The following is a 19,595-nucleotide window of genomic DNA, read 5'->3' as shown; positions in this document are numbered from 1 at the left end:
CCCCCGTTCTAAAAACAATCAATCCTTTATACCTGCTTTTTTCTCCATGATAGCCCTAACTGTCAATGGCAAGCCGAAAAGGTTAATAAAGCCTTCAGCATCTTTTTGGTTATAGACTTCATCACGGCCAAATGTAGAAAACTCTTGATTATAAAGGGAATACGGCGACTTCACTCCTGCCGGGGTGCAGCTGCCTTTATAGAGCTTCATCCTTACTGTCCCGGTAACAGTTTGCTGGGTAATATCCACAAAGGCATCCAGGGCCTCCCGTAAAGGATGATACCACTGACCGTAATACACCAGCTCAGCATACCGTTGGGATATCAAATCCTTGTAATGAAGGGTATCCCTGTCAATGCAAAGGAGTTCCAATTCGCGGTGGGCGGCATATAGAACCGTACCCCCAGGTGTTTCGTAAACCCCTCTGGATTTCATGCCCACTAACCTGTTTTCTACCATATCAACTATACCCACACCGTTGGCCCCGGCAATTTTGTTCAAGGCCTCAATCATCCCGACTCCATCCATAGCCTCTCCATTGAGTCTGACAGGTATCCCCTGCTCAAAGTCGAGCTCTACGTACGTAGGCTTATCAGGCGCTTTATCAGGTGGTGTTATCATCAATAGCATATCATAATTAGGTTCATTCCACGGATCTTCCAGGTCTTCACCCTCATGGCTCAGATGCCACAGGTTACGGTCCATGCTGTAAGCATGTCCCTTTTTAACAGGGATGGGGATACCCCTCTCCTCTGCATAAGTAATGGCATCCTCCCGGGAACGGATGTCCCATTCACGCCACGGGGCAACAATTTTCAGGTCAGGTGCCAGAGCTTTTACTGCAAGCTCAAACCTGACCTGGTCATTGCCTTTTCCGGTAGCCCCGTGGGCAATGGCCTCGGCCCCCTCCTGACGGGCAATCTCCACTAACCTTCTCCCGATAAGAGGCCTGGCAAAAGATGTCCCCAGCAGGTATTTGCCTTCATATACAGCTCCGGCCTTCAGTGTCGGCCAAATAAACTCCTCAACAAAATCTTTTTTAACATCCTCTATATATATCTTGCTGGCCCCAGTATTAATGGCCTTTTCCCTCAGGGGTGCAAGCTCTTCCCCCTGGCCTACATCGGCAGCCATGGCAATTACTTCGTACCCATAGTTTTCTTTCAGCCATGGAATGATTATGGAGGTATCCAGCCCTCCGGAATATGCAAGCACAATTTTTTTCGACATGTCTTAACTCCTTCCTATAATTTACTTCTCATAAAGGCTTCGGAAATGGCTATGGCATATGGTAGGTATTATACAAGATTTTCCTTGCACTGCCGCCGTTATGAGTCTTGCTGCAAAACGCCTGCAACAAGGCAGGGAGTCCCCGCCTGTCCGAAGATGGCGAAGGCCGCCGGGAAGTTTTGGCCTGACAAAACGAGAGGCGGCCTTCTAATAAGAAAATCCCAATGAGCCATCAAGTTCGGGGACGCTGGCTTGTTGCAGGTGGCGTAGCAGCTTAGACTCATCGGCGGCAGTGCGGAAAAGCGGTATAATACCTTGCCATATTCCTCACTGCCATTTCCGAAAGCCTTATTATCCCATTGTCAGCGCCAATACCGCTTTTTGGGCATGAAGCCTGTTCTCGGCTTCATCAAAGACAACTGAATTGGGCCCGTCAATAACCTCTGCCGTTACTTCCTCACCCCGATGGGCAGGCAGGCAGTGCATAAACAAATAATCCGGCTTGGCGCAGCTGACCAGCTTTGCATTAACTTGGTAAGGCTTAAATATCTTCAATCTTTCCGCATGCTCTTCTTCCTGGCCCATGCTTGCCCATACATCGGTATAGATAACATCGCCATCCTTCACTGCTTTAAAGGGGTCATCAGTTATCTCAATTACAGCCCCGGTTTCTTCAGCATCAGCTTTTGCAATCTTAACAATTTCCGGATTAGGCTCATACCCTCCGGGAACAGCTGCCGAAATATTCATACCCACTTTGGCACAGCCATTAAGAAGGGAATGGCAGATATTGTTGCCATCACCGATATAAGCCAGTTTCAGACCCTTAAGGCCGCCCTTGTATTCCATGATAGTCTGGAAATCAGCCAGTATCTGACAGGGATGATTCAGGTCTGTCAGCCCGTTGATTATCGGTATATCCGCATACTTGGCCAGTTCTTCAACATCTGAATGGGCAAAAGTTCTTATCATAATTCCATCTAAGTAACGCGATAACACCTTTGCCGTATCTGCAATGGTCTCCCCGCGTCCCAATTGAAGTTCCTGACCGCTCAAAAACAACGGGTACCCCCCCAGTTGATACATGGCTGCCTCAAAAGACACCCTGGTTCTTGTTGAAGATTTGGTGAAAATCATGCCAAGGGTTTTTCCATTCAAAAGCGGGCAAGCTACACCGTTTTTCTGTTTAATCTTCAGGTCCTGGGCCAATTTCAATATTTCCCATATCTCTTCCCTGGTCAATAAATACAGGGCAAGCAAATCTTTCCCCCTAAGACTCGTCTGTAACACGTTCATATTATCCCTCCTGAACAATAATAATTTACCTTATCTGCTCTCACCCATTGCCTCATCAAGTATTTTGACGGCATTATCAATATCTTCAAATGATATGATAAGAGGCGGAAGGAAGCGTAATACATTTGAGCCCACACAGTTGATTAATAGCCCTTTAGCGCGACAGGACTCGACTATTTTTATGCCATCCGCGGTAATGCCAAGACCAAGAATAAGTCCTTTGCCACGTACATCGGTAACAAAAGAATATTTTTTCTTCAAATCGTTAAGTTTAGCTTGAAAATAACTGGCCTTTTCCACTGTTGAGGCAAGGAATTCCTTATCCGCAAGAAGGCTTACTGCCGCATAAGCGGCTGCAGCTGCCAGAGGGTTGCCGCCAAAGGTTGAGGCATGGTCACCCGGTTGGAAACAGTCAGCCACCTTGTCCTTTGCCAAAAGAGCTCCCATAGGAAAGCCTCCCGCAATGGCTTTGGCCAGTGTCATTATATCAGGCTCAATACCATAATGCTCATATGCAAACAGTTTACCCGTCCGCGCCAGACCGCACTGAACTTCGTCAAAAATTAGCAGCAGACCCCGCTCGTCACAGAGCTGTTTTACTTTTTGCATATATTCATAATCCGCTACATTAACCCCGCCCTCACCCTGCACCGGTTCCATCATAATGGCACAGGTATGCAAGGAAACCGCCTCTTGAAGGGCAGCAATATCATTAAAAGGAACATATTTAAAACCACCCGGCAAAGGATCCAGGTCCTTCTGGTATTTAGGCTGGGCAGTTGCCGTTATGGCAGCCAATGTCCTGCCATGGAACGACTTTTCCATTGTAATTATTTCATACTTATCATTTCCAAGGTATTTCCGGGCATACTTGCGTGCCAGCTTGATAGCCCCTTCATTTGCCTCCGCTCCGCTATTACAGAAAAAAACCTTATCAAGTGCGGAATTCTTAACAAGGCTCTCTGCCAGTCTGACCTGAGGTTCAATCCAGTAGATGTTGGAGACATGCATCAATGTCCCTGCCTGCTCCCGGATAGCCTCTACCACTGCAGGATGGCAGTGTCCCAAAGAATTCACCGCCAGTCCGGCAACAAAATCAAGATACTTGTTTCCGTCAGCGTCCCAGACATATACCCCTTCACCCCTGACCAGCGCCATAGGCAGGCGCCCATATGTATTCATCACATATTGCTGTCCGTTTTTAATTATTTCCTCAGTATTCACAGTACTCCCCCCCAAATTAGCGTATATCTTTTCCTATTTTACGACCATAGTACCTATACCCTTATCAGTAAATATCTCCAACAAAATGGAATGAGGTATCCTCCCATCAAGTATGTGAGTGCTGTTAACCCCTTTTTCAATAGCCTGTACACAGCACTCCACCTTGGGAATCATCCCGCCGCTGATAGTGCCTGAGGCGATTTTCTGTTCAACCTGGGCCAGCTTAAGTTCAGATATAAGTGTTGTCTTATCACTGTAATCTTCAAAAATACCCTCAACATCAGTAAGCAAAATCATTTTGTCGGCATTCAAGGCCGCTGCCACTTCACCTGCTACATAATCTGCATTGATATTGTAGCTTTCCCCTTCTTCCCCAACACCGACCGGGGCTACCACCGGGATATAGCCTTGATTAATAACAGTCTGGAGTATTTCAGGGTTAATTTTTTTCACATCACCGACAAACCCGATATCCTGCATGGAATGGTTGCCCTCAGAATCAACTGACTTGCCCATTTTTTTAACTGCCTGAATAAGGTTGGCATCCTTCCCTGACAACCCTACGGCTTTGCCGCCGTTCCTGTTAATCAGAGCTACTATCTCTTTATTTATTTTACCTACCAAAACCATTTCCACGATTTCCATGGTAGCCGGGTCTGTTACCCGGCAACCGGCCACAAACTGTGAGGGAATGTTCAGCCGGTTCAGCATTTCGGTGATTTCCGGCCCTCCCCCGTGGACTATCACCGGATTTATGCCAATTAATTTCATTAATATAACATCATTAATTACTGCCTGTTTAAGGTCATCATTTACCATGGCATGGCCGCCATATTTGATAACAACGGTTTTACCGTAAAATTTTTTGATATATGGCAGTGCTTCAATAAGAATGCCCGCTTTTTCCACTGCGTCTTTCATCAAGTAAACCCCTCTCAAATTCTCTCAGATTCCATATTACCGGCAAGTTATTCCGGTCTATTTTTATATTTAAAAAGGCTTGGCTTCGCTAGACGTTAAAATATCCCCAATATATCCTTACCTGCCATTATCGCACTCCAGTGCAATTGATAAGCTAAGGAAATTTCGGTATGTGCCGCAAACCCGCAAAGCCGGCAGGGATTGTCATCAATTGTCCTGTTTTTCAAATAACATCCCTGACTAAAAGACCCGTCAGGCTCAACATTGGCTATCATCCAGGGTTCACAAACCCATGTATTGTTTTTTAGCTTTTCCAGGGCCGGTATGGAATCACTGACCGGATAACCGTCTCTCTTCAGCTTGATCAGCTGTTCGAGAACATTGGCACGTTCCTCCCAAGTAAGCAGTAAATCTTCACTTTCCGGATATGGATAAAATAACTGAATAGTAATGCCTCTTACAAGCGGGGCCAGAAATTTGACCAAGGCGGGAATCTCCATGTGGTTAATGCTGTTGATGGTGATATTGGCAAAAATCTTGGGATGGTCCGAATTCCTGATGTTGCTGATTATCCGGTAAAATGACTCTCCCCGCAGGCGGTCATGTGTTTCACGCAGCCCGTCAATACTGACCCATAATATGTCAGCACCCACATCCAGAGCAAGTGTCCCGTTGGTAGTCACTCCAACACAGAAAAAATACTTCCGGGCTTCCCTGACAATGTCTTTTACAGTTCGCTGCCCATCCTTCCACAGAAGCGGCTCCCCACCCTCCAGGATCAAAATCCTAATCCCCGCCTCCCGAAGCCGGGGCAGCATTTCCAGGAACCGGTCCCATCCCAGGTCCGGAACAGGCCGCTGCCAGTAAGGGCACTGGCGACATCTGAGAGTACACCTGTGGGTCAGCTTCATCCCGGCAAGTATGGGCTTCTTGTCATTCATAAACCTTGCCATGATATAATACCTGGCCAGGTACATTACCTGAGCAAATTTCATTGCCACCACCCTGTTCTTCCTCTTCAAATATAGCCTATAATCAGAATTTATGACCTGTAACTGGCATTTATCTTCACATAATCAAATGAAAAATCACACGTCCAGGCTGTTGCCTTTTCACTGCCATGATGCAGGTCGAGAGTAATCTTAACTTCTTTACAGCCGAGAATCTCTTTGGCCCGATCCTCACTAAAATTAAGAGGCGCCCCGTTTTCAGCCATTTTTTCATCCCCAATAAAAATATCAATCCGTTCGGGGTCTATATCCGCACCCGAGTATCCTGCAGCACAGATAATCCTGCCCCAATTGGCATCCTCACCAAAAACCGCTGTTTTCACCAGGTTGGAATTAGCTACTGCCATAGCCACCTTCCTGGCATCTGCAAAGGCCGGAGCATTCCTGACCTCCACCTCAATAAGTTTAGTCGCCCCTTCCCCGTCACGGGCTATCATCATGGCCAGGGCTTTACAGACCCTTTCCAGAGCATCCCTAAAAATAAAGAAATTCTCGTCTTCCTGTTCAATTATACTGTGACCGGCAAGGCCGTTAGCCAATACAATCAGAGAATCATTGGTACTGGTATCACCATCCACAGTAACCATATTAAAAGTCCGTTCAGCTGCATAGGTCACTGATTTTCGCAGCAGCTGGGGGGTTATTGCGGCATCAGTTGTCACAAAAGCCAGCATGGTAGCCATGTTTGGCATAATCATCCCTGAGCCTTTGGCAATCCCTCCAATGGTAACAACACTGCCTCCAATTTCAAGCTTTATCAGGACTTCCTTGGGAACCGTGTCTGTTGTCATAATAGCCAGGGCCGCATCATGTCCGCCATCAGAACTCAATACACTGGCAGCTTCACTTATCCCGGCCTTTATCTTATCCATAGGCAGCTTTTCACCAATTACTCCTGTTGATGCCACTACCACATCTTCAGCGTTAATGCCTAAATATCCGGCAGCTTCGCGAGCCATCTCCACGGCCATGGTCATACCGTCTTCACCTGTACAGGCATTGGCGCAACCGCTGTTAACAACAACCGCCTGTGCCCTCCCATCGGCAATGTGCCTTGCGGACAAGACCACCGGGGCTGCCTTGACTTTGTTTGTGGTAAATACCCCTGCCGCAGCCGCCGGGACTTCGGAAACAATTAAGGCAAGGTCTTTTTTGTTATACCTGATACGCGCCTTTACCCCGGCTGCTTTGAATCCCAGCGGAGCAGCGACACTTCCCTCTATGTATTGTATATCATGAATCATATATTTTCACTCCCTAATCCTGGCTAAGTCTCACGGAAATTAAATTTCCTTAATGTTCAAGGCTTTGCGCCTTGGACTTTTTCCCCCTCCACAGTAGGCTTCGGATATGGTCATGGGATGTGGTGAGCTATTGTACAAGATTTTCCTTGCACTAACGCTGTGAGAAATATTACCACAATTCCGCTAAGCGAAGTCCAGGAACAAGGTTAGATTTCTCCAGCGTTAATGTGGAAAATCGCTACAATAGCCTCACCATATGCCCCCACGGTCATTTCCGAAAGCCTGCTTCAAGCTTATTACGGAAATACCGGTGCAAAATCAAGACCTGTTTTCTCATCCAGCCCAAACATCAGGTTCATATTTTGCACTGCCTGCCCGGATGCCCCCTTGACCAGGTTGTCAATTGCGGATACAACTACAACACGGCCTGTCCGGCTGTCCACCTTTAAGCCGATATCACAGAAATTAGACCCGGATACCCACTTGGTCTGGGGTAACTGACCCTCGGGATGGACTCTGACAAAAAACTCTTTACTGTAAAAATCCCGGTACATATCAAGAAGAACTTCAGTGGAACATGGATTTACTAGAGATGCGTAAACAGTACTGAGGATCCCTCTGGTCATTGGAACCAGATGAGGTGTAAAAGAAATGGTCATACTTTCACCTGCCAGCTTGCCAAGTTCCTGTTCTATCTCAGGTGTGTGCCGATGCCCACCGATATTATATGCCTTGAAGTTCTCGTTACATTCCCCATAATGGAAGGCCAGATTCAGACCGCGTCCTCCCCCTGATACCCCGGATTTGGAATCTGCTATAACTGTATCTGTCTTCACCATCCCGTTTTTCAGCAGCGGCGCCAGAGCAAGAATTACGCTGGTAGGATAGCAGCCCGGATTGCCTATGATATCTGCCGCCAAAATTAATTGGCGATTGATTTCAGGCAGCCCATACACCGACTTAGCTGCAAGCTCCGGTGTCTTATGAGAAACTTTATACCATTTTTCATAGGTTTTAATATCATCAAACCTGTAATCTGCTCCCAGGTCAACGACTTTTTTCCCTGCCGCGGCTACCTCATGCACAACTTCCATGGAAACACCATGGGGAAGTGCTGTAAAGATTACATCACAACGGTCAGCCAGTGACCTTACATCCTGAGCTTCCAAAACAGCCTCCGAAAAGCCTCCGGCACTGGGAAAAACGCTGTCAAAGCGCTGTCCGGCATATGTCTGTGATGTCAATCCAATCAGTTCAACCTCCGGATGGCGGGACAGTATCCTTACCAGTTCAGCCCCCGTGTAACCGGTACCCCCTACAATTCCTGCCTTAATCATTACTCCATTCATCTCCTTTGCTGCTCTGGGTTATAAATTTCCCTTCCAATAATTTATAATTATACATTATTATTGTATAAAAATGCAATAGCCGCCGCCTATTTTTTCTTTTCGACAGCAATGTTTAGATATCCTTTTAGGAACGGGGTCAGGAGGTTTAATTTGCCCCCTTAGTTTACAACAAAAATAAAAATCCTAACCGTATTCGTTTGTTTTGTCAAAAAACCGCATTTAATTTTCGCGGTTTTTTTCATGTTTCATACCCTAAAAGCCGCTTTTTGTACCCTAAAAACCGCTTTTCAGGAAAAGAGCACTTTCCGAGCTTGGAAATTATACAATAAAAGGAAGGATTCGACCATATTTGCTTGTCCTTAAACCTCTCATTTCGACAAGGCTGCCGGGGATGAGATTGTACAATAGTAGAGTCAAAAGTTTTTTGTAAAAATTGGAGGTATTCTTTGCAAATAAAGGGATTTTTGGTGAGTACATGCGAAAGCGAGGTGTCTTAGGAAATAAACGGATTAAGCTGTAAACTGTGTGAAGGTTTAGATATTTGCCTGATGTGTGATGGTTTTTAGCCTACTTAAGCGGAGGAGGTATTTAAAATGTCAAGAAAAATAATTGGCATTATTTTATGTGTAATGATGCTTATGACGTCTTTTCCTATTACTGCTTTAGCGGAAGACGTGCAGCAAAATCTACCCATCTATAATGAAATGGAAAGTACGACTGGAATATCAGGATTGCAATCAGGAACCGTAACCTTAACCCAGGACAGGATGGCTGGGGATTATGCGGTTAAGGTTGCGACAGGTGATGTGCCAAACCAGGATTATGTGCAGTATACATTAGCGGAATCGGCTGAATTCGATGTTTCCAAGTACAGCCAGGTCAAAGTCTGGGTAAAACCTGGGGCCGGGGCACAGTGGATAAAATTCTATACCGGAAATAGTGCGTTAATAATAAATGATAATAATGCAGACGGCATATTTAAAATTGGTGAAGACCTCGTGAGCGGCCAATGGAATGAAGTAGTCCTGGATTTAACCAAAACCAGTCCCGCTTTGACTAAAGGTGACAGCTTGATTGCCAGGACAAATGATTTATCAACTTGGTGCTATGACCAAGCAACCTCTGTTTATTCACCGTCATTAACTATTGATGCTTCGAGTCTATTAAATGGACAAACACAGGTGTTAAATGGGGACCTCCAATTTAAGCCAAATACTGCCCCTGCCGGGACATATAATGTGAATCCTACGGTATTGGTTTCAAATGACGGCACGGCACCGGCAACTTTCACCCGGAATTCCGAAGCGACAAAAGAAGATGGAAGTACAGTATCGGCTAATATGCCACGGTATGAGGAAGGGTATTTTCATAATTTAATATCTGATGATAAGGTGAAATTTGAGGGATGGTCTGCTTATGGCGGAGCAAGTATTACCCTTACCCAAGATCAAGCTGTACCAGAATGGGGAGCAACAGATGCCACAAGGATTCAAACAAGTGGCGGGACTAGTTTACCCAAATATTATTATGTCATTCTTAGCCCTTCGGTTAGCGGGCAAAGTTATTCTGAATCTGTGCATATTAAAAATATTGGTTCAACAACACTAAGGATTTCTACAAATGCAGGTGGCTTATGTCAGGACGTTTTGCCTGGAGAAATTACTTTAGTAAAACTAGAAAATGCTATAGGTAATAATATTTCATCTCTACAAATGCATTTTAGAACATTAAATATAGATGATTCCCTTGACTTTATTGCATGGAAGCCGCAAGCAAATAAAGGTTCAACAGTATTTGATTTCATGCTTCAAAGTGAAGGTAAAGGTATAACAGTAGAAGAAGGTACGACAAATATATCCTTATATAGTGAACAATTTGACAATACCTATTGGAGTAAAACAAATTGCACAATATCTGCAAATGCGGTTAATTCACCCTGGGGTACGCTAACAGCAGACAAATTAGTAGAATCAGCAATAACAAATGAGCATTATGTTAAGAAGACCTTAACAATTTCATCAGGGGTATCATATACACAGAGTTGTTATGCTAAGAAAGCCGAGAGGGGTTGGTTAGCACTTCAAACCAACATGACGGGTGCTTATAAAGTAGCGTTTTTTGATTTGGATTCTGGGGCACTAGGCACGGTTAGTAGTGGTTTAACTGCCTCGATTGAAGATGTAGGTAATGGATGGTATAGATGTAGTGTAACAGGAACGTCTGGAACTTCTTCAGCAGTTATTATTTTTGAGATTGCTTATGCTAATAGTAATTATAATTATGCGGGGGATGGTAGTTCTGGTATTTATTTATGGGGAGCACAAGTTGAGCAAAAAGCATATATGACATCTTATATGCCGACAACTGATGCAACAGCCACTCGCGTGGCAGAAGTCTTAACAATCCCGACTGCGGGGGTAGTAGACCCAGCAGAAGGTACATGGGAACAATGGGTATATGTAAATGATTTATCCAAAAGGCAAACCCCTTCGCCATATAGTTGGCCTACAGTATTTTATATACCAAGAGCTAGCGGTACTAGTTATGTAGGTATTTGGTTATATCATGCTACTAATGAAGAAAAATGGGCAATTCAGTCGAGAAATGATGCTAATGAAGCAAAGTCAGCAAGTTGTGATGATTCGCTAACACCAAATGGGTGGCATTTGTTCAAGGTAGTATGGACTACAGAAAAGATAGAATTACTTATTGACAATGTAGTAAGTGCCACTATTAATAGTCCGCTCTTGCCAACAGCCTTTTATGAAAAAGCCTATATAGGAAGTCATACAGGCAGTTACTTTTTCTTAAATACCAAACATGACGACATCCGCATATCCTCTATAGCCCGTACCGGTGACACAGACCCCACTCGCCCGTTGCCGATTGACGAATACACCACATATAAAATGAATTTTGACGGCAATCTATCCTCTTTGGCTTCAAGTGCCATGCCCAATGGGAAAATATCAAATATCTTTATCGATTCATCATACTTCGATGCTCAAGAAAACCAAGAATTAGATACGTTATCTGACCAAAATCTTATTTTACCAGGGGTAACCCCTACAAAAATAGCACTATCAGGCAATGGAAACAAATTATATTACGCTAATCCATCTGATAGCAATAAACTTTATGTGTTAAATATGTATACAGGAGAAGCTACAATAGCTTCAAATTATATCCCAGTATCTATAAAATCTGATTTGCAAGGAAACCGGATTGCTTTTAAAGATTCAGCCAATAACCTTTATGTTTATGACGATTCAACTAAGATTACCACTTTAATTAAAGCAGGTGTAACTGTTTTTTCTATTCAAGATGACGGCACAATATATTATTACGAAGGCGGCGATATCTTCAAATTTTCTTCTTCTACAACGGCCCCAGGGGAATTGTTATCTAGTACTACTGCAACTACTCTTGATGTTTCCAAAACGGGAAATTCTGTATTTTTCAGCAACACAAACAAACTTTATCAACTTGTTAAGACACCTACAGGTTGGCAAAAGTATTTAATTATTATCACAACTGATGATATTGAAGGGTTGTGGGTAAATTCTGATGCAACAATAGTATTTCTGAAAATAGAAGGAGATCTTTACAGTTATCAAGTTTCTTCAAAAGCGTTAAGGGAACTGGATATATATCAAGATAACACCGCTGCATGTGAAATAATCAAGGTAACAAATGATAATAAACTAGTGTTACGCGATTCTTTTGATAAATATTTAGTTTATAATCCTGAGACTGATTCTCAAGAAAATATTAGACCTACAGATGTTTTAAATAATTATTCATTTGACGTGGATAACTCTGATGAAAAACTAGCATATATTGCTTCCGACGGCCTATCTACCTATTACTTCAATGGTGTTGAACGACCTGAGCGTTACCTGTTCTCCTTTGATGGTAAAAACTCATGGCATACATATAAAGACGGGGTATGGACCGTGGTTAAAACAGGTGCTGTACCGGCGGAAGAAGATTTTGAGCAATATGGAATGACCATAGACGAGGTTAATGCTATGGATGAAGGTGATTTTGAGGCTCTCTATGCTGATGGGCGGCAGGTCCTGCATTTTGATGCAGCAATCTATTTTGCCTCAATTGACCCCTTTATTACTCCATCCCTAAAAAGCATAACAGTAACACTCAATGGCGGGGACAGCTATTTGGGTGATGTACCCCTTGAAAAGTCTTTATATACCACAAAAAGTCAGTCTTTTGATGCAGCTAATTGGCGGAAAATAAGAAGAATTTATCCGATGGAAATCCAGCCCAAAGTTGCTGAAATGTACTATTTCATTGTAAAAAATTCAATTTATTATTCCTATCAAAACAACCAGTGGACCACTGTTGATTCTAATCTATTAACTGATGTTGAAACCAATTGGATTGCGATTACCCAACAAGGTATGACTGCAGAAGAATTAAGGGCTATCCCCGAATTAGACTTGACCAATCAACTTGCAGGAAGCGGTTTTTCTGTCGTTAATGCCATGAAGGTTAATGACCTGTCAACAGAAGGGTACAACTCATTAATCACTGTTGACTATGTTGAGGATTTATTTGATGCCGCAACCCTTGTCTTAAAAATCACTTTGACTGATGGTACGGTTAAACAGTATTCAGGGTTAACAGATGTTCAGGTAGAGGATTTCATGCAGTGGTTGAATGAACGCCAGTATAACCGAGGCCCAGTTTTTTATCTCATTAAAACAACCAGTGCAGACCCCGGCGTGGACCAGATTAATGGTTTTGTAAATTACTATACAATTCAATATGTTGACATTGAAGAAATGCAATAAAGCAAGGATAACTACATATATACATAGATAACAGCTATATGTATACGTACTGTAAATGAACGCTACCCTAAAATCTTGGGTAAGGAGTGTGAGGAAATGAGATTACCAAAACGCAACAGTATAATTATTGCGATCTGTCTGATAGCTTTATCTGCAGCCGCAGCAGCCTGGGCTGTGGGAAACGATAAATCTGCAGACAATCAACTAGCTATTGACCTTGCCGCCATGTCCGGGCTGTCAAAAAATACGGTCCTGGAGCTCTATGATGCCATAGGGGACTGGGACACTGTCAGGCAAAACATCTTTGTATATAAAAAAATGCTAGATACATTAGAAAAAGATCAGGCCGCCTATAAAGAAGCATTCGGCTTAATAGCAAAATACAAGGCTGAAGACATACTGGCCGTATACGAATTCTTAGCAGCCAATGGTCTTGATTTCACCCTGGCTGGGGACCTTCTGGCCGAACAGGCCAAAGGAACGGAAATGGAGCTTGTCCTCTCCAATGCTTTAAGCATGAAAGACTTCAACTTTTATAAGCCCGCCGATAAGGCATTGGTACGCAGTTGGATTTACAGTGGGTTTACGCCACAGGACATTTTAAATGCTGACAGCATTGCCAGGGCGAAGGACATGGATATTTCAAAAGTATTTGAGGTAAAAACACAGCTTGGGACCTGGGAAGAAGTCGGAAACCAGCTTGCATATGAGTTTGTATATGCAGATGATACGGTCACCCTGAACATAAAAAGGGCCGGCGGGAACCAGACCATTGCCGCGGAAAACTACGAAGCTGCCGTTAAAATAGCTAATGCGGAGGTTGATAAGGAAAAAGAGAAAATTGAACAAGAAGTCTGCCGGAAATATAATCTGAGTATTACTCAACTGGGGAAATACAAAGCAGACGGGTTTTCTGTCTGGGATGTGCAAAATGCGGCCCGCCTGGCGGAACAGTCCGGGGCTTCAATGGATGAAATCCTGCAGGAAAGAAAAGCCGGTAAGAGTTGGGAAGAAATAATAAATAGCTATTCCGGATAAGAAAGGAAGGTTAAGCATGAAAAAGTTTTGCTGTTCCCTTTTAGCCTTCCTGTTTACCGGAATGATATTTTGGTGCCAGGCTCCTGCAGCGGAAGCGCTGGAACAAACTACGGTCTCTTCTTTGATGGAAGTACTCAAAGAAGATAAACAGAAGGCAGTATATAATATTGAATTAAATGCCCCGTTCTCCAAAGCTACCAGTGGAGTGCGAGAAACAGTCAGTACAGAAACCGGTGAATTAAATGTCCGGAACACCATATTTGACATCCCTGGGCGTAATGGGATGGACCTGTCCCTGGTCCTGGAGTACCGGAACAGGGATGCCAAAGCATTTGATGAAGGCACTGCCAGTGACGGGAACATTAGTTATGGGCAGACGGTAATTGCCTATTATGACGTTTTTGATGCCAACGAGTATTGGGTAAAAACCGGGGGATTAAGTTATCCCGCCGGAACATCCATTTTGGCTGAAACAACAATATCTGGGCAAACATGGGTGTTTTCCGGTTACCTCCAGTATGCATCAGGAACATCTATATTCACTGCCAGCAATATAGTAAATAAGCCCAAGGCAAAAAGTGCGGCTTCAGCAGCCAAATATATTTTTGGCGAAGGCTGGTGCCTGGATATCCCTACCCTTGATGTGGACGGAGAAAATGTCTATGTCAACTTGCCCAATGGGCAGACATACAAAGCCGACTTTACCACCGGGACAGGCTTGGCTGATTATGAGCTGACAGACATAGTCTTTACCAAAGATACCACTTACGGTAACGGCCAGGACCCCTCCGCTTTTAAACTTTACTATGCCAATGGGTCATCCTACTATTTCTCCGCTAATGGGGAACTGCTGGTTGAGATGGACCGTTTCCGCAATGCCATCAGGTACTACTATACAAGCATCAATAATCTCAGACTGTTAACCAAGGTTGTCGACTCGGTTGGCCGTACTGTGGATATCCAATATAATGATACGGTAACCGTTTTTAAGTCCGGAGGACGCAGTGTCCGTTTGATAAAAACCGAAATTCCCGGTCAAACGGGAAAGTATTATTTATCATCATTTGTTGATGCCCAGGGACGCAAGTTCTCATATAAATATACCTTCCCGGATGCCGCCTTTGACCAGATAGGGGATAAAACAGCAGCAGACAACCTTTATGCCAATTTGATAGAAATATCGTACCCCACAGGTGCCAAAACACAATATGTCTATGAAAAAAGCAAGAAAAACCTGAGCGGCGGGTTCATGGAATATTTCAAGGTCAAAGAACGCCAGGATGTTGATGGGGACCGGACCTATAATCTGTTAAAATACCAGTACTATAACGAACCCGACGGGTATCCTAAATACAAGGCAGATTCGATAGATGACCTTTACAAATACTATTCAAGGGTAACCGACAGCAAAAATGTAACAACAAAGTACATGTATAATGCAAAACACCAGTTATACAAGACCGAGCTCCGTTCCGACCGGCTATTAGATGAAACATTTACCCGATACCACGAGAAATATAACCTGCCGGTAAAGGACATAAGCAAAACATATAATGCCAAGGGTGACTGCTCGGAAAAGATAGATAAATATGAGTACGACCACCGCGGGAATATCCTGGCTGAAAACCATCCGGACAAACCTGAAGAAATTAACAGTGATGAACACAAGATTTTCTACAGTTATGACTTTGCCTTTAACCTGTTGAAAAGCAAGAAATTTAAGCAGGATAAAAACACTACCGTTGAAGTCAAATACTCCCTCAGCCCGGATAAAAAAACGATTGATGCACAACGTTTTTACGGGAACGGTAAGCTCCTGGCCCAGTCTGAGTACACCTATGATGGATATGGAAATATTACCGCTCAAAAAACCGAAAAAGAACCTGGTGAATGGGCAACCACAAGGTTTTTATACAGTTCTAAGTATAAAGGGGCTTATCTGACAGCGGTTATTGAGGATGATGTTGAAGATGCCGATGGGGGCACCAAGGATATCAAAACAGAATATACTTATGATTTAGCAACAGGAAACACACTGACTTCTGTTGACGGAAAAGGTAATATTAGTTCTTTCAGTTATGATAATCTGGACAGGCCCTTACAGGAGGTTTACCCTGATAAAAGCTATGCCTCATATAAGTATGATGACTTAAATAACATTCTTGAAGCAGCTAATCCCAATGGTGAAAAGTTGGTATATAACTACAATGGCCTGGGTGATTTATTAAAGGTTACTGACCCGAAGACAGGTGCTATTCTTGTCGAACTGCAGTATGATGACTTGGAAAACCCGGTCTCACAAAAAGATGGGAACAAAAACATTAAATATCTGAAGTATGATGACTTAAACCGGATTGCGGAAGTCAGTCACGCTGACCGTACCGGAAGGGTCCTGGCTGATACAAGGGTGTCCTATGATGAAGCCAATTATGATAAGTTCGGCAATCCCTTCTTTAAGGTAACGGTTACCGCTAAAGGCGACAGGAAAGACAGGGTTACCAACTATTATTTTGATGCCTTTGAACGATTGGCCAAGCTGGGCAGGTTTAATGGGAACAAAGAAGAGATTGCCCAATACAGGTATGACTACCTGGGCAACCAGACTGAAGCGGTTGATTTTGCCGGGCAGAAATCATTCTTTGAGTATGATGCCCTGAGCCGGTTAATTAAGGAAACCGATGCTGAAGGCAGCAGCGCTAAGTACCAGTATGACCGTTTGGGGAACATGACAGCCCGGACTGATGCCTTAGGACAGACGGTATTTACCGAATATGACTCTTTAGGACGGCAGATAGTTGTGAAGGCGCCTTTTGAGTCAGGGAAGTCCGCGATGTCCAAGTTCTATTATGATAGCAACAGCAACTTGATAAAGATAGTGGACCCGGACGGTTATGAGACCAAACAGTATTATACGAACCGTAATTTCCTGGCAGCAGCGGAAAGGGTTATCAGTGCCACAGAATCCAATATCACCAGATTTGAATATGATAAGGCCGGTAATACCACTAAGGTTATTAAGGGGCTGAATTCGTGGCAGGATAAGGATTTCACCACATATTCATATGAGTATGATTCCTTAAACAGGCTCATACTGTCGGCAGATGCCGCAAACCGGAAAACACAATATAAATATGACAATAATGGCAACCTGGTAAAACTTGTTGACCGGAATAAGGTTGCCACTGCCTATGCTTATGATGGCTTAAACAGGCTGATACAGAAACAGAACAGTAAAGATGGTCAGAAAACCGCTGTTAATATTACTATTGATAAGCTGGGCCAAACCAGGCAGATGACTGATGCCTCGGGAACGACTGTTTTTGAGTATGATGATTTGGGACGCCTTACTTCCATAAACTATGGGAATGGTATCAGGCAGGACTATGCTTATGACAGGGCTGGCCAGGTTTCTGCACTTAAGGTGCTTCAGGGCAGCCTGACACAAATTAACCTGAATTATGAGTATGACAATGTGGGTAGGTTAACTACGGTCAGTGATAATGGCAAGAGATTCAGCTATAAGTACAATGATATCGGCCAGTTAACGGAAGAGCTCAATGGGGTTACGGGAATCAAATCAACTTACCAGTATTACCCGTCAGGTAATGTCAGGAACTTGCGTCATTGGGATGGCAGCAGTATTATTAGCAGCTATGAGTATAAGTATGATAAGCGCGGCAATCAAATCCAGAAGGATGAAGGAAACGGGACCACCAAGTACTATTATGACCCCCTGTCCCGGATTAAGACCGCCCTGCTCCCTGATGATAAAATTCAGAACTATGAATATGACGACCTGGACAATATCAAGCAAGTTACTGAGATAACCGGCAATAAAATCGAAGAAACATCATACCTCTATGATAATAACAGCCGCCTGCTGCTCCAGGAAACAACAAAAGGCGGTGAAACCGTTCAGCACAGGTTTACTTATGATGCTGTGGGAAACCAGTTAACTAAGGAAGATGTCTTTAAAATTAACGGTAATACCATGGCTACTAAGTCGTTTAGCTATGACTACAATGGCTTTAACCAGCTGCAGCGGGTCCAAACCCCGGATAACAAATTTGTTGAATATACCTATAACGGAAACGGTCTGCGCACTAAGAAGGATTTTGGGGATTTGGTGACAAACTATTACTACAATGCAGGCAATATTATCCTGGAGACAGACCGGGACAATGCTGTTACAGCAGCAAATATCCGCGGCCTGAAGCTGATTTATCGTGAGAATAGCCCCGGCCAGATTGATTCACAGATGTTGTTCTACCTGCATAATGCACATGGGGATGTCACCCAACTGCTGGATGAAAAAGGCCAACTGATTAAGGATTACCGGTACGACCCCTTTGGGCAGGAAGAAACCACTCCCCTGCCCGCATTCGGCGGAAAGCAGACAACGAAACTATGGCGCCAGGAAGTGGAGAAGATTGACAACCCCTTCCGCTATTGCGGGGAGTACCTTGATGAGGAAACGGGGAATTATTACCTGAGGGCGCGGTATTATGACCCGAGTATACAGCGGTTCACACAGGAGGATAGTTATGGCATAGCCTTTGGGGCAACCTGGCAGAAACATTTATATAGTTACTGCAATAACAACCCACTGAAATATATTGACCCATCAGGACACCTAGGTTTAGTCGTTAATGGTAAAACAATCAGTTCTCAATTAATAGGTTCAGGCAATAATGCTAAAATGTGGGCATATTTAAGAGATATGACTGATGCAATGGGCTATAAACTTTATTACAGTAAAGCAGATAGAATGGCTGCTGTAAGTAATAAAGACGGGTCAATTACCAAGCGATATAGTATTGATAACAAAAATTATAGGCTTGTCAATGACCGGTTACAAATACCTGTAGCAAAATTTGCAAAAGACTTTGGTATTAAAATTGAATGGGTAGGCGATACAAAGACAGCATATGTAGGATGTAAACCCCCCAAAAAATCTGGTAATCAGGGGACGAGTCAAACTAAGATACCTAATCCAACTCCTGAACAGGCTTATCAACAAATGAAAGACAATAATGGAGTTTGCCACTACGAAGGGGAAAGAATGGGTGCTCCAATTGACTATCCTTCGGGAACATTTGTGTCAGTTGGTCCAGGTGCAGCATTTGGAAAAGGTGCACAATACCAAAAGATTCGTCTTCAAATAAATGGTGAAGTAAGAACATATAATTCAGTTGATATAATAACAGGAGTAGGCGGTGCGATGCTAATAACTGAAGGTCAGATTCATAATATCGAATCTTTTGAGCAATTTGAAAATGCGTTTTCTATTGGAGGAGCTGGCGGACTCAGTTTCAGGAAATTTACAGTCATAGGTGCAGGGATGTCAGTAGCTTATATGGGACAAAATTCAAAGAATCAACCAATAATCGCAGAAGGATTCTCAATAGGAGTGGGTCTTGGAGACCTTTCGGGACTGACAGTAAATGCGAAGACTTGGAGATAACGGAG

Annotated in this window: 10 protein-coding genes; 3 read left to right on the top strand and 7 right to left on the bottom strand. The window is 43.6% G+C overall.

All coding sequences use genetic code 11. From position 1 onward, the window contains the following. Positions 1-18 precede the first annotated feature (18 nt). The 7 genes from ABFY19_RS01385 to argC all read right to left on the bottom strand — a co-directional run bounded on the left by ABFY19_RS01385 (position 19) and on the right by argC (position 8,262). Positions 19-1,230 carry an argininosuccinate synthase gene (locus ABFY19_RS01385; protein ID WP_418791483.1) on the bottom strand — a complete coding sequence of 404 codons (1,212 nt, stop codon included), beginning with the start codon at positions 1,228-1,230 and terminating at the stop codon, positions 19-21. A gap of 351 nt (positions 1,231-1,581) precedes the next feature. Then, on the bottom strand, positions 1,582-2,526 hold the full coding sequence (gene argF, locus ABFY19_RS01380; protein WP_418791482.1) for an ornithine carbamoyltransferase: 945 nt from the start codon (positions 2,524-2,526) through the stop codon (positions 1,582-1,584). A 30-nt stretch (positions 2,527-2,556) separates the two neighbouring features. Further along, positions 2,557-3,750, bottom strand: coding sequence for an acetylornithine transaminase (locus ABFY19_RS01375; RefSeq protein ID WP_418791481.1), 1,194 nt, complete (start codon positions 3,748-3,750; stop codon positions 2,557-2,559). A gap of 33 nt (positions 3,751-3,783) precedes the next feature. After that, positions 3,784-4,671, bottom strand: a complete 888-nt coding sequence (gene argB, locus ABFY19_RS01370) for an acetylglutamate kinase (RefSeq protein WP_418791480.1) — start codon at positions 4,669-4,671, stop codon at positions 3,784-3,786. Positions 4,672-4,766: 95 nt separating this feature from the next. Further along, positions 4,767-5,666, bottom strand: a complete 900-nt coding sequence (locus ABFY19_RS01365; protein WP_418791479.1) for a radical SAM protein — start codon at positions 5,664-5,666, stop codon at positions 4,767-4,769. Between the two features lie 47 nt (positions 5,667-5,713). Then, the gene (gene argJ, locus ABFY19_RS01360; protein WP_418791478.1) at positions 5,714-6,925 is read right to left on the bottom strand and encodes a bifunctional glutamate N-acetyltransferase/amino-acid acetyltransferase ArgJ; all 1,212 of its coding nucleotides are present in this window, start codon (positions 6,923-6,925) and stop codon (positions 5,714-5,716) included. A gap of 296 nt (positions 6,926-7,221) precedes the next feature. Continuing rightward, positions 7,222-8,262, bottom strand: coding sequence for an N-acetyl-gamma-glutamyl-phosphate reductase (gene argC / locus ABFY19_RS01355; protein WP_418791477.1), 1,041 nt, complete (start codon positions 8,260-8,262; stop codon positions 7,222-7,224). A gap of 605 nt (positions 8,263-8,867) precedes the next feature. On the opposite strand from argC, the gene ABFY19_RS01350 reads away from it, so the two are divergent. The 3 genes from ABFY19_RS01350 (at position 8,868) to ABFY19_RS01340 (ending at position 19,590) form a co-directional block, all read left to right on the top strand. Beyond that, a complete protein-coding gene (locus ABFY19_RS01350) occupies positions 8,868-13,088 on the top strand; it encodes a phage head spike fiber domain-containing protein (RefSeq protein ID WP_418791476.1) in 4,221 nt (1,406 codons plus the stop codon). 96 nt (positions 13,089-13,184) lie between these two features. After that, on the top strand, positions 13,185-14,126 hold the full coding sequence (locus ABFY19_RS01345; protein WP_418791475.1) for a hypothetical protein: 942 nt from the start codon (positions 13,185-13,187) through the stop codon (positions 14,124-14,126). A 16-nt stretch (positions 14,127-14,142) separates the two neighbouring features. After that, the gene (locus tag ABFY19_RS01340) at positions 14,143-19,590 is read left to right on the top strand and encodes an RHS repeat-associated core domain-containing protein (protein ID WP_418791474.1); all 5,448 of its coding nucleotides are present in this window, start codon (positions 14,143-14,145) and stop codon (positions 19,588-19,590) included. Positions 19,591-19,595 lie beyond the last annotated feature (5 nt).

This window comes from Phosphitispora sp. TUW77, assembly GCF_048453025.1.
GTDB lineage: Bacteria > Bacillota > Thermincolia > Thermincolales > UBA2595 > Phosphitispora.
This window is presented reverse-complemented; position numbering and strand designations above follow the sequence as displayed.